Source organism: Microbacterium sp. LRZ72, assembly GCF_033792225.1.
Taxonomy (GTDB): domain Bacteria; phylum Actinomycetota; class Actinomycetes; order Actinomycetales; family Microbacteriaceae; genus Microbacterium.
The window spans coordinates 43,619-55,635 of sequence record NZ_JANGEX010000016.1 but is presented as its reverse complement, the minus strand read 5'-3'; the positions used below and the strand labels follow the sequence as shown (position 1 = coordinate 55,635).

Annotated in this window: 11 protein-coding genes and 3 pseudogenes; 11 read left to right on the top strand and 3 right to left on the bottom strand. The window is 66.7% G+C overall.

The features are described from left to right. Nucleotides 1–7: 7 nt before the first annotated feature. From M4I32_RS13565 to M4I32_RS13525, 9 genes are read left to right on the top strand one after another with little or no spacing between them, the layout of a single operon-like run. The gene (locus tag M4I32_RS13565) at nucleotides 8–910 is read left to right on the top strand and encodes an alpha/beta hydrolase (protein ID WP_319035016.1); all 903 of its coding nucleotides are present in this window, start codon (nucleotides 8–10) and stop codon (nucleotides 908–910) included. Next, a complete protein-coding gene (locus M4I32_RS13560; RefSeq protein ID WP_319035015.1) occupies nucleotides 907–1,725 on the top strand; it encodes a sugar phosphate isomerase/epimerase in 819 nt (272 codons plus the stop codon). The genes M4I32_RS13565 and M4I32_RS13560 overlap by 4 nt, the downstream gene beginning before the upstream one ends. Before the next feature lie 41 nt (nucleotides 1,726–1,766). Next, a complete protein-coding gene (locus M4I32_RS13555; RefSeq protein ID WP_319035014.1) occupies nucleotides 1,767–2,924 on the top strand; it encodes a substrate-binding domain-containing protein in 1,158 nt (385 codons plus the stop codon). 38 nt (nucleotides 2,925–2,962) lie between these two features. After that, on the top strand, nucleotides 2,963–4,501 hold the full coding sequence (locus M4I32_RS13550) for a sugar ABC transporter ATP-binding protein (RefSeq protein ID WP_319035013.1): 1,539 nt from the start codon (nucleotides 2,963–2,965) through the stop codon (nucleotides 4,499–4,501). Then, on the top strand, nucleotides 4,482–5,450 hold the full coding sequence (locus M4I32_RS13545) for an ABC transporter permease (protein WP_319035012.1): 969 nt from the start codon (nucleotides 4,482–4,484) through the stop codon (nucleotides 5,448–5,450). Before M4I32_RS13550 ends, M4I32_RS13545 begins: the two co-directional genes overlap by 20 nt. Before the next feature lie 25 nt (nucleotides 5,451–5,475). Next, nucleotides 5,476–6,594 carry an agarase gene (locus M4I32_RS13540; protein ID WP_319035011.1) on the top strand — a complete coding sequence of 373 codons (1,119 nt, stop codon included), beginning with the start codon at nucleotides 5,476–5,478 and terminating at the stop codon, nucleotides 6,592–6,594. A 39-nt stretch (nucleotides 6,595–6,633) separates the two neighbouring features. Continuing rightward, nucleotides 6,634–7,827, top strand: coding sequence for a Gfo/Idh/MocA family oxidoreductase (locus tag M4I32_RS13535; RefSeq protein WP_319035010.1), 1,194 nt, complete (start codon nucleotides 6,634–6,636; stop codon nucleotides 7,825–7,827). Further along, nucleotides 7,827–8,954 carry a Gfo/Idh/MocA family oxidoreductase gene (locus M4I32_RS13530; RefSeq protein WP_319035009.1) on the top strand — a complete coding sequence of 376 codons (1,128 nt, stop codon included), beginning with the start codon at nucleotides 7,827–7,829 and terminating at the stop codon, nucleotides 8,952–8,954. Before M4I32_RS13535 ends, M4I32_RS13530 begins: the two co-directional genes overlap by 1 nt. Continuing rightward, complete coding sequence (locus tag M4I32_RS13525) at nucleotides 8,951–9,955, top strand: sugar phosphate isomerase/epimerase family protein (RefSeq protein ID WP_319035008.1); 1,005 nt, start codon at nucleotides 8,951–8,953, stop codon at nucleotides 9,953–9,955. The genes M4I32_RS13530 and M4I32_RS13525 overlap by 4 nt, the downstream gene beginning before the upstream one ends. An 81-nt stretch (nucleotides 9,956–10,036) precedes the next feature. Here the strand turns inward: M4I32_RS13525 and M4I32_RS13520 are convergent. From M4I32_RS13520 to M4I32_RS13510, 3 genes and pseudogenes are all read right to left on the bottom strand, one after another. Next, nucleotides 10,037–10,451, bottom strand: a pseudogene (locus M4I32_RS13520) (transposase); the annotation flags it as partial. A gap of 169 nt (nucleotides 10,452–10,620) precedes the next feature. Then, nucleotides 10,621–11,055, bottom strand: coding sequence for an ABC transporter permease subunit (locus M4I32_RS13515; protein ID WP_319035007.1), 435 nt, complete (start codon nucleotides 11,053–11,055; stop codon nucleotides 10,621–10,623). A 191-nt stretch (nucleotides 11,056–11,246) separates the two neighbouring features. Continuing rightward, nucleotides 11,247–11,444: pseudogene (locus tag M4I32_RS13510) on the bottom strand (lysine--tRNA ligase); the annotation flags it as partial. Nucleotides 11,445–11,567: 123 nt separating this feature from the next. Between M4I32_RS13510 and M4I32_RS13505 the strand changes: the two are divergent. Both M4I32_RS13505 and M4I32_RS13500 read left to right on the top strand, forming a co-directional pair. Further along, nucleotides 11,568–11,750 carry a hypothetical protein gene (locus M4I32_RS13505; protein WP_319035006.1) on the top strand — a complete coding sequence of 61 codons (183 nt, stop codon included), beginning with the start codon at nucleotides 11,568–11,570 and terminating at the stop codon, nucleotides 11,748–11,750. Nucleotides 11,751–11,850: 100 nt separating this feature from the next. Next, a pseudogene (locus M4I32_RS13500) lies at nucleotides 11,851–12,004 on the top strand (lysine--tRNA ligase); the annotation flags it as partial. Nucleotides 12,005–12,017: the final 13 nt, after the last annotated feature.

Sequence of the window (12,017 nt, the reverse complement as noted above, 5' to 3'; positions counted from 1 at the left end):
GAACGACGTGGAAATCATCGCCGATCACAATGGAAAGCCCGCCCACCACGGCCGCGCGCTCGTCAATGGCGTGCGACTGCACTACACCGTCGCCGGTTCTGGTGAGCCTCTGTTCCTGTTGCACGGGGTGCCCAAGACCTCTTACCACTGGCGCCGTGTCATCCCGCTGCTGACCCCCTACTTCACCGTGATCGCTCCCGATCTGCGCGGACTCGGCGACTCTGAGCACCCGCAGGACGGGTTCGACATGAAGAACATGGCGGAGGACATCGCACAGCTCGCGACGCACCTCGGTCACGAGCGCTTCTACCTCGCCGGCGAGGACTGGGGCGCGTCGACCGCCTACCAGGTCGCGGCCCAGTACCCCGAGCGCGTCAAGAAGCTCATCTACCAGGAGATGATCCTGCCCGGCTTCGGTCTCGAGGACTACTCGTTCCTCACCCGGGAGAACGTCAGCACGTATGTGTGGCTCTGGCACATCAACTTCTACAGCGTGCCGGACTTCCCGGAACTGCTGATCACCGGCAAGGAGAGGGAGTACTTCAACTACTTCATCAAGCACGAGACCCACAACCCGCAGGCCATCACGCCCGATGCCCTCGACGAGTATGTGCGCTGCTACTCCTCGCCCGGCGGGCTTCGCTCTATGTTCGCGATCTACCGGGCCACGCTCGACGACGCCGATCAGAACCGCGAGGCGGCGAAGACGAAGCTCACCATGCCCGTTCTGGCGGTCGGAAGCGAATACTTCATCGGCGCCGACAACGAGCGCCAGATGCGTGAGGTCGCAGAGGACGTCAGCGCGGTCATCCTTCCCTGGGGGCACCAGCTCGCCGAGGAGGATCCCGAAGCGCTCGCCACCGCGTACCTGGACTTCCTCGGTCGTAGCCCCGAGGAGCGCGGCGCATGAAGCTCGGATACTCGGCGATCACGTGGGGCGGCGTCGTCGGCGCCCCGGCCGGCGTGACAAGCATCAAGGATCTCTTCTACCGTGCGAACGGCGACCTGCTAGAGGCGATTCGGGACATCCGCGCGGCCGGATACGAGGGCACGGAGGTGTTCGACGGCAACCTCCTCGACTTCGCCGACGATCCCGGCGTGCTTCTCGGAGCGCTCGAGACTGCGGGCATCGAACTGGTCAGCGTCTACACCGGTGCGAACTTCATCTACCCGGACATCCTCGAGGAGGAGTTCGCGAAGATCGACCATGCCGCGCGACTCGCTCGCGACTTCGGAGCACAGCGCCTCGTCGTCGGCGGCGGCGCGCAGCGCACGGGGGGACGCGCGCCGGGTGACATGGAGTCGCTGGCGAGGGGGCTCGACCGGGTCGCATCGATCGCCGACGGCTACGGGCTCCAGAGCAGCTACCACCCCCATCTCGGCACTCTCGTCGAGGCGCCCGACGCGCTCGAAGAGCTGATGGACCTCTCCGCCATCGCGTTCTGTCCCGACACGGCACACCTCGCTGCCGGCGGTGGTGACCCGGTCGCCCTCATCGAGCGCTACGCCGATCGACTGGCCCACGTACATCTGAAGGACTGGGACTACGGCGCACAGCGGTTCCTCCCCCTGGGCGAGGGCGACCTCGACATGCCCAGGATCGTCGCCGCGATCCGTGCGGCGGGCTACGACAGCTGGCTGCTCGTCGAGCTCGATTACTACGACGGCCTGCCCCGCGCCGCGGCCGAGATCAGCAAGCGTTACCTCGCCGAGATCCTCGGCTGAACCACCAGAATTCCCCCTCCCACATCAGGAAGCAGATCACCGTGAAGAGCACAGCACGCAGCCTCCTCACCGCCGTCGGCGGCATCGCGCTCGCATCCCTCGTCCTCGCCGGATGCACGACCGACTCCGGTTCCGATTCCGGCGCCGCGGAGACGGTCGTCGTCGACCCCGGCACGATCGAGCCGGCCGGAATCGTCGGCCTCGGCAAGAACGGCGAGACGCCGGTCACCGTCGAGGAGCTCGAACTGACCGACGAAGAGAAGGCGGAGGTCGTCGCGGGCGACTTCACCGTCGGCATCTCGATGAACACGATGGACATCGACTGGTCCCGCCTCACGCTCGAGGGCATCGAGGACACACTCGACGAACTCGGAGTAGAGATCATCGGTGTCACCGATGCGAAATTCGACGTGCAGCAGCAGATCAGCGACCTCGAGAACCTGATCACTCAGCGCCCCGACGCGATCATCAGCATCCCCACCGACGACGTCGCGACCGCGGAGACCTACAAGAAGGTATCCGCGGCCGGGATCAAGCTGATCTTCATCCACATGCCCGCATCGGGCCTCGTGTACCCGACCGACTATCAGGCCGTCATCGCCCCCGACAACCAGGGCAACGGCGAGATCGCCGCGGCGGCTCTGTCCGAATACATCCCGGAGGACGGGGTCGCGGGCATCGTCGACTTCGCCGTGGACTTCTACACGACCAACCAGCGCACGCTCCGCGTGAAGGAGTGGTTCGCGCAGAACCGCCCCGATGTGACGGTCAAGGATGTGGGGTTCACGGACACGAACGGCGTCGGTTCGGTGGCCGCCAACTTCATGACGGCCAATCCCGACGTCGACGGGCTGTTCGTGATCTGGGACTCGCCGGCCATGCAGGCCGTGGCCTCACTGCGCAACGCCGGCGTGACCGTGCCGATCACGACCGTCGACCTCGGCACCGAGGTCGCCGTCGATATGGCAAGTGACGGCTATATCAAGGCCGTGGGTGCTCAGGAGCCCTACAGGCAGGGCGTCGCGGAGGCTCTCGCCGCCGCGCGCGCCATGATCGGCGCCGAGACACCGGCCTGGGTGGCGCTGCCTTCGGTCGCCGTGACACCGGCGAACCTCCTCGAAAGCTACGAGGAGATCTTCCACACGCCGGCTCCGTCCGAAGTCGTCGACGCCTGCGACGCATCGCAGATCTGCGGCTGAGCGCGCGACGACACAGCCACGATCGAGACGAGGGCATCATGAACGATCACGACGACGCGTTGCTCGTCGCCGCCGGAGTGAGCAAGGCGTTCAACGGCGTGTATGCGCTGAAGGACGTGGACTTCGATCTCCGGGCGGGTGAGGTGCACGCGCTTCTCGGGCCCAATGGCGCCGGGAAGTCGACGCTGATCAAGATCCTCGACGGTGTGCAGCCGCACGACACGGGAACCGTGCGGATACTAGGGCGCCCGAGGCGGGCATCCGATATCGCTACGGTCTTCCAGGAGCTCAGTCTGGTGCCCTCGCTCTCGGTGGCGAAGAACGTCTTCCTCGGCGACGAGATCCGCAATCCTCTGGGACTGCTCAGAGTCAAGGAGATGAACCGCCGCGCGGCGGACCTCCTCGACGGACTGGGGCTGCACATCCGGCCGGACGAGCTCGTCGAGAATCTCTCGGTCGCCTCGCGCCAGCTCGTCGAGATCGCGAAGGCGATCCATCGCGAAGCCCGCGTGCTCGTTCTGGACGAGCCGACCTCGACGCTGACCAAGGCCGACCAGCTGCTGCTGTTCGACAGCGTTCGAGACATCCAGAAGTCGGGCGTCGGCATCATCTATGTCACCCATCGCTTGACCGAGGTGTTCGAGCTCGCAGACCGGGTGACGGTCATCCGGGACGGGCGCAAGGTGCTCACCTCCTCTGTGGCCGACATGGAGATGGCGTCTCTTGTCGAAGCCATCACCGGCGTGGAGGAGTCTGAGGTCGCCGCGCCGTCGCGCGAACGCTTCGACGCTCTCCTCGACGGAGGCGTGACGGCTGACCGAACCGGCCCGAAGCTGGAGGTGCGCGGACTGTCGGGCGACCGATTCTCCGGGATCGACCTCTCAGCGTACGCGGGGAGGATCGTCGGAATCGCGGGCCTGATCGGCTCAGGCCGCACCGAGCTTCTGGAGACGATCGCCGGTGTGCGGCGCGCGACGTCGGGCACGATCCGCATCGGCAACCGGGACGTGCGCTTCGCCCACCCGTGGCAGGCGCTCAGCGCGGGTGTCGCACTGGTTCCGGAAGATCGGCACCGATCCGGCGTCATCCTCCAGCACTCCATCCAGCGCAACCTGAGCCTCGCGCACTACCGAGCCGTGTCGAAGGCGGGAATGCTGAACAACCGGTCGGCCGCCGCCCTCGCGCGCGGTCTCGTCGAGACCCTCCAGGTCAAGGCCGCATCGATCGCCGCGCCGGTCCAGTCGCTGTCGGGTGGCAACCAGCAGAAGGTCGTCTTCGCGAAGTGGTTGCAGCCATCGATGCAGGTACTCCTGCTGGACGAGCCGACACAGGGCGTTGACGTCCGTGCCCGGCAGGAGATCTACCGGGTCATCCGGCGCTTCGCCGAAGAGGGGGCAGCCATCGTCGTCGTCTCGTCCGACTTCGTCGAGCTCAACGAGCTGTGCGACGAGCTCTGCTTCATGACCGGCTCCGCCATGAGCGAGCCGGAGCAGGTCACCCCCACTGTCACCGATCAATACATCTACTCGAAACTGAACGAAAGGGTTCTGGAGAGCCATGAGCGCGTCCACCAGTAGCATCGCTCGGCCGCGCTGGGCCGGCCACACCGTCGCGGATTTCGTGCGCGAGTACTTCGTCTACATCGCGCTCGTCGCACTGATCGTCTTCTTCTCGATCGCCTCGCCATACTTTCTCACCCCGGACAACTTCGCCAATATCGGCAGGCAGACCGCGACGGTCTCAATCATCGCCGTGGGAATGGCCTTCGTCATCATCAACGGCCAGATCGACCTCTCGGTCGGCAGCGTGTTCGCAGTGTGCGGCATGGCCGCCGCGCTCGCGATGCAGTACGTCTGGAACTTCTGGCTGCTGGGTGCGTTGGCCGCGATCGCCGTGGGGGTGTTGTTCGGGTTCGCCAACGGCTTCATCACTGCCAAGCTGGGGGTTCCGAGCTTCCTCGTCACGCTCGGAATCCTCGGCGTGGCTCGAGGCATCGCGTTGCTGATCACCGATACCCGTCCGGTCCTCATCTCCAACCCCACCTACTTCGAGATCTTCGGTGAGAGCCGCATCCTCGGCGTCCCGATCGCCGTCGTCTGGACGATTGTGATCGTGGGGCTCGGCGCGCTGCTGCTGCACAAGACCGTCTTCGGACTGCGCACCTTCGCCACGGGCGGCAACCCGCAGGCGGCGCGCTTCACCGGAGTGAAGACGAAGCGCACCATCATCTTCGCCTTCATGCTCACCGGTGCTCTCGCCGGTTTCGCGTCCCTGCTGTTCACCGGCATCGCCCACGCTGCGCGTCCCGATGTCGGCGCGGGGCTCGAACTCGATGTGATCGCTGCCGTGATCCTGGGGGGAGTGAGTCTCTTCGGCGGACGCGGCACCATCGTGGGCGTGCTGGCAGGATCGCTCATCATCGGAATCATGAACAACGGTCTGGTGCTGATGGGTGTGAGCTCCTCGGTGCAGCAGATCATCAAGGGCATCATCATCATCGCCGCCGTATCCCTCAGCAAGAAGTAGACGTAGTCAAAGGACCCTGATCACCATGACCGAAAACCCTTCGTTCTTCACCGTCGCCCAGAACGACCGCGGCGCCTGGACGTTCGTAGATCCCGAAGGCGAGCCCTTCGTTTCCCTGGCTCTCAACCACCTCGACGACAGCGACCTGCGCTACCCCCACAACGTCGAGATCTTCGACAGCAAGTACGGCACGCGCAGAGAGTGGACCAAGGGGGTCGCCCGCGACCTCGTCGAGCTGAACTTCAACACGGTCGGCTGGACCAGCCAGTACATCAGTGGCGGATGGGGCGAAGCTCTCGACTGGTTCGGAGACCCGGTGGACCTTGGGCACTCGTCCCCGTGGCCTGACGAGCACCTGCTCGATGTCGGCCTGCCCTATGTCGTCCAGCTCCGCGTGCAGGAGATCGAGGATTGGAACGGACACCCGGCCTTCCGCGACGTGTATGGCGAGGACTTCGCGAAGTACGCTGACTGGATCGCGCGCCGGATGGTGTCCGACCACGCCTCGAGCCGCAACCTCATCGGCTACTTCCTGGTCGACATCCCGTCCTGGCTGCCGCACGCCTCCGGCAGGTTCTGGCCTGGGTTCGAAGGGCTGAGCGCCGAGGAACACGACGCGAAGCTGTTCGACGTCGCCACACAGTACTACCGCGTGGTGACCGAGGCGATCCGCCGGTACGACCCGAACCACCTCATCCTGGGGGATCGGTACAACGGCAACAAAGGCATCCCCGAGGCCGCGCTGCGCGCGATGGTCCCGTTCGTCGACGTGCTCTCGGTGCAGTACTTCACCGGCAAGACCGAGGCGGAGTACACGCAGATGATCGCTGATCTGCGCGGATGGCACGAGCTGACCGGCAAACCCGTCGTCATCGCAGACATCGGCAACTGGGTGCCCACCGAGCTGAACCCCCACCGCACCAGCGATATGGAGACTCAGGCGGAGCGCGGCGAGGACTATGCCCAGGGGCTCGCTCGCGTGATGGCCGAACCGTGGATCATCGGCTGGCACTGGTGCGGATACATCGAGAACCTCGGTCGGGGGTGGGGTATCAAGAGCCCGCAGGACGAGTTCTACACCGACATGACAGACCGGATCGCCGAGGCGAACGCGGCGGCCGAGCGCGCCATCGCCGCCCGCTGACCCACCACACAACGCCTACGTACAGAGGAGCACGAGAGCATGCGAGAGATAGCAGTCGGACTGATCGGCGGAGGGTTCATGGGCAAAGCCCACTCCCTCGCGTATTCGGGCGTGCCGATGTTCTTCTGGCCGACGGAGGTGCTGCCGGTCAAGCAGACGATCGCCGAGGCGACCCCCGAGCTCGCCGAGGACGCCGCGACGCGCTTCGGCTTCGCGGGATGGACATCGGACTGGCGCTCGATCGTGGAGGACCCGAGCATCGACGTCGTGGACATCGCCACGCCGAACAATCTGCACCCGGAGATGGCGATCGCAGCCCTTGCGGCGGGCAAGCACGTGATCTGCGAGAAGCCGATGGCCAACACCCTCGAAGGGGCGGCCGCGATGTACGCCGCGGCCCGCGAGTCCGATGCGGTTAGCATGGTGGCCTTCAACTACCGTCGCACGCCCGCCGTCGCCCTCGCCAAGAGGTACATCGAGGAGGGCGCGATCGGGACGGTGCTCAACCTCCGCGGAACGTACCTGCAGGACTGGTCCGCCGACCCGGCCTCGCCGCTCTCGTGGCGTTTCCGCAAGTCGGTCGCCGGTTCGGGCGCAGTCGGCGACATCCTCAGCCACGTGATCGACCTGGCCCACTACCTCGTCGGCAGCATCAGCGATGTCACGTCCCTCACCAATACGTACATCCCGGAGCGGCCGGTGCAGACAGCCGGGTCCGATTCGCTGGGCAATACGCGGGCCGAGGGCGCCGAGACGGCCGCGGTGGACGTCGACGACGAGGTGCTGACCCTGGTGAAATTCGCCGGCGGCGCCGTGGGATCCCTGGAAGCCACCAGGAACGCCTGGGGGCGCAACAACTTCATCACCCTTGAGATCCACGGCACCGAAGGCTCGATCTACTTCAACTACGAGAACCGTGACGAGCTGCAGGTGTGCTTCCGATCCGACGAGGGCGACCGGCGCGGCTTCCGCACCGTCTACACCGGCCCGAATCACCCGAACGGCGAGGCTCTGTGGCCCATTCCCGCGTTGGGGATCGGCTACGGAGAGACCAAGATCATCGAGGCGCACGACTTCTTCGCGGCGATCGCATCGGGCAGCGAAGTCCGGCCCGACTTCGGCGACGGCTACCAGGTGGCTCTCGTCGAAGACGCCATCATACGTTCCGCCGAGTCCGGGAAGTGGACCTCGGTGCCGCAGCTGGACCGCGCGAGCGGCACTGTGAGTTCGTGATGGCCGGGTTACGTCGGGCGGGGGTGATCGGCGGGGGCTTCATGGCCGAAGTGCATGCCCGCGCAATCCGTGCCGCAGGGCACGAAGTGCACGGCATCGCAAGCTCCTCGCCGGAGAGTGGACGTCTCGCCGCCCGGCGCCTAGGCGTACCCATCGCCTTCGACTCCGCGGAGGCGCTCATCGCCGCGGACGAGATCGACGTGGTGCATGTGTGCACGCCGAACGCACTTCACTTCGAGCAGGCGTCAGCGGCGATCCAGCACGGCAAGTCGGTGGTCTGCGAGAAGCCGCTCGCGATATCGGAGATCGACGCGGAGCACCTCCGGCGGGCGGCCGACGACGCCGGTGCCGTAACCGCGGTGCCGTTCGTCTACCGCTACTACCCCGTGGTGCGGGAGATCCGTGAGCGCATCCGTGGCGGTGAGGCGGGCGAGTTGCTCCTCCTGCACGGCTCCTACCTGCAGGACTGGCTCGCCAACCGGGCGGACACGAACTGGCGTGTGTCGTCGGATGGTGGTGGACCCTCGCGAGCGTTCGCGGACGTGGGCGTGCACTGGTGCGATCTGATGGAGTTCATCACCGGGCACCGGATCGTCAGGCTGAGCGCGCGCCTCGTGACCGCCCATCCGCACCGGGGCGCCCCGGGGGACCGAGTGCTGAACGAGGACATGTCGCTCCTGACCTTCGAGACCGATGGCGGCGCAGCGGGTTCCTTGACGGTGAGCCAGATATCACAGGGTCGCAAGAACCGGCTGTGGTTCTCGTTCGACGGCACGGAGGGCTCGTTCGAGTTCAATCAGGAGACCCCCGACTCATTCTGGATCGGAGGAATCGACTCCAGCAGCACGGTCACCGCCGGCACCGGGGGGATGCGCAGCGCGGACGCACGGCGCCTCTCGATGCTGCCCGCCGGACATCCCCAGGGCTATCAGGACGCGTTCAAGGCCTTCATGTCTGATGCCTACTCCGCCATGATGGGGGAAGAGGCGTTCGGGCTGCCGGACTTCTCAGACGGGTTCCGCGCTGCGCAACTCACGGCCGCGGTCATCCGCTCGTCGGAATCCCAAGAGTGGGTCGTTGTGCCCGAGTTCGAGAGCGCATCCGCCAATGAAAGGTCGGTACGTTGACTCACCCCGTCACCCTCTTCACCGGTCAGTGGGCGGATTTGCCGTTCGAGACGGTCGCGCGCCTCGCGGCGGAGTGGGGATACGACGGACTCGAGATCGCGGCGTCTGGCGACCATCTCGACCTCGAGCGCGCGGACTCCGACGACGCCTACGTGCGCGGGAGACGGGACCTGCTCGACGCCCACGGACTCCAGGTGTTCGCGATCTCCAATCATCTGACCGGTCAGGCCGTGTGCGATGCCCCGATCGATTTCCGCCACCGCGCGATCGTGCGGCCCTCGACGTGGGGCGACGGCGACCCCGAGGGCGTGCGCACTCGGGCGGCCGAAGACATGAAACGCGCCGCTCGGGTCGCGCGAAAGCTCGGCGCGAACACGGTCGTCGGGTTCACAGGGTCGAAGATCTGGCCTTACGTCGCGCAGTTCCCGCCGGTGCCGGCATCCGTGATCGACGACGGATACGACGACTTCGCCCGGCGCTGGAACCCGATCCTCGATGTGTTCGACGACGAAGGGGTCCGGTTCGCACACGAGGTGCACCCGTCCGAGATCGCCTACGACTACTGGACGTCTGTTCGCACCCTCGATGCGATCGGCCGCCGTCCCGCCTTCGGGTTCAACTGGGATCCGTCGCACATGATGTGGCAACATATCGATCCGGTGGCCTTCATCAGCGAGTTCGCAGACCGCATTTACCATGTCGACTGCAAGGACACGCGTGTACGTGAACCGAACGGCCGGAGTGGGGTGCTCGGTTCCCACCTGCCGTGGGGTGATCCTCGACGCCCCTGGGACTTCGTGTCGACGGGTCGTGGCGATGTGCCGTGGGACGACGCGTTCCGGGCGCTGAGGTCGATCGGCTACACCGGCCCGATCTCGGTGGAGTGGGAGGACGCGGGCATGGACCGATTGATAGGTGCCAAAGAGGCGCTGGCTTTCGTGCGCTCGCTCATGTGGGAGTTGCCGTCGGACGGCTTCGACGCCGCGTTCAGCAACCAATAGCGCGCGTCGGCGAGCCGCCGCCGCTCACGCCGACTGGGTGTGGTGCGCAGCATGCGTGGATCGGCCGAGCGCCCAGGCCACCTATGCCGCCGTCGACTGCGCTGCCGGGCGGTGCTCGTCGGGCGCGCTCGCCGCGATCCTGCACACGACGGCGAGAGGAGGGCCCAGACGCTCCGGGCCGGGCCGCGGCCCCTCACCCCACATGTGGTCGTCACGTTCCGGGATCGTCGCGGCGATCCCGTGCTCGCGCAGCCAGGCCCGGTTCATCTTCGACGGGTAGCCCTTGTCGGCAAGCAGCCGGTCGGGACGAGTGCGGGGCCTGCCCTTCCCGCCGCAGGGAACCCGGATGTCCTCGAGCACCGCGGTCATCATCGTGGTGTCGTTGATGTTCCCGCCGGTGATCATCATGCCCAGCGGTCTGCCGCGCCCGTCGCAGACCAGGTGCAGCTTGGTCGTGAGTCCACCGCGGGAGCGCGATCCCGTGATCAGGCGGCTCGGCCCGCGGACTCTTGTGATTCGACAGGGCCCCCTGTGTCCCGAGCGAGGGTGGCACCATGCTGATGCACACGCGCGATCGTGGAGTCGATCGAGACGACCCAGTCGATCTTCCCGGCCGCGTCGGCGTGCTTCTGCACCTCGGAAAGCAGCTTTCCCAGGTGCCGTCCTCAGCCCACCGGTACGACCCCCAGCCGTCGGCGGCGAACCGCGGCGTTAGGCGGTCGCGCTGATGCGTGCGATCTATCCGTGCCCGACGCGCTGTGCATCCGCAGCGGATCGCGCCCGTATTGAGCTGGTGTCTCGACCGGCCGACGCTCCGCGACGTCGCGCTGGCCACCTGGGCGCGGGGCTGTTGGGTTGCCGCTGCCCCGCCGCGATGTCGTGAGCAGGGCGACGACACCGATCAGCGCCCCGTTCGCCGCGTACGCGGCCACGGTCATCCGGCCCACGCGCACCCCCGCGTAGCGGGCGGAGCTCGGGTTGCCTCCGATCGCATCCAACGGTAGTCCCGTGACGGTGGTGATCAGGAAGATGCTGCGGCGAGTGCGACGGCGACGCCGCCCCACCGCGCTCTGGGTGTCGAGCACGACCGTCGCGGTCACGACCGAGACGAGGGGCGAACTGCCCGCCGATCGACAGGTCGACGTTCCCGCTGATTAGCAGCACCATCGCCCCGACCGCGGCGATCGCGAGGGACGACACGTTGAGCGCCGTGGTGAGGACGTTGTCGATCGTGAAGGAGTTCTCGAACGTGCTCGTGCCGTTCCGCGGCCCGAGCACGATCCGCGCATGCGAGCTTTCCATGCGTGGCGTGGGGCGGTTCGTCGATTCCGGCGTCCGCCGCCAGCGCCTGCAGCTCGTCGAGCGGGGTCTCGGGCGTCACCTCGCGCCCCGCCGCCGCCGAGAGCGAGGGATACATCGAGACTCGGTCCCACTCGCCGCCCAGATCTAACTCCGTGCCGTCGGCCCAGATCACGACGTGCCCGCCTGCGCGAACTTATAAGGCGGGCGGTCCCTACAAGGCCTCGATCGCCTTCCCTTGGCAGCTGATGGGCTACGCGATCGGGCAGTTCAGCGCGGACGGGCTCGAGGGCAAGGAGGTCCCCCCCCCGTCATGATCGGTGCCCCGACCCTTGTGGACAGCGCAGAGGATGTCGACGCGTTCCTCTCGGCGAACGAGAACCCCGCAGCGGTCTTCGCGGACCGGCCCGCGTTCGAGGCGTACTTCCCGGTGCTCGGCCAGGTCGGCTATGCTACGCGCGATCTGGTGTGGGGCACGCAGTATGTCCCGGAGTAAGACACAGCCTGCGCCAGCGGCAGCACAGGGGGTGAAGGCGGCGCGGGAGCGCCGTCTTCACCCCCAGCGAACCCAGCCGGCGAAGCGGGCTGGCCATCGTCTGTGCGTGCGCGGGTTCGAACTCGCCACGGGGTACTCGGAGCTGGTGGATCCCGTGATCCAGCGCGAGCGCTTCACCGAGCAGGCGCTGCTGGCGGATGGCCGTCACCGGACTCGGCATCCGCGAGACGATCCTCTTTCCCCTCGTCAAGTAGGGGCGCTGGGCCG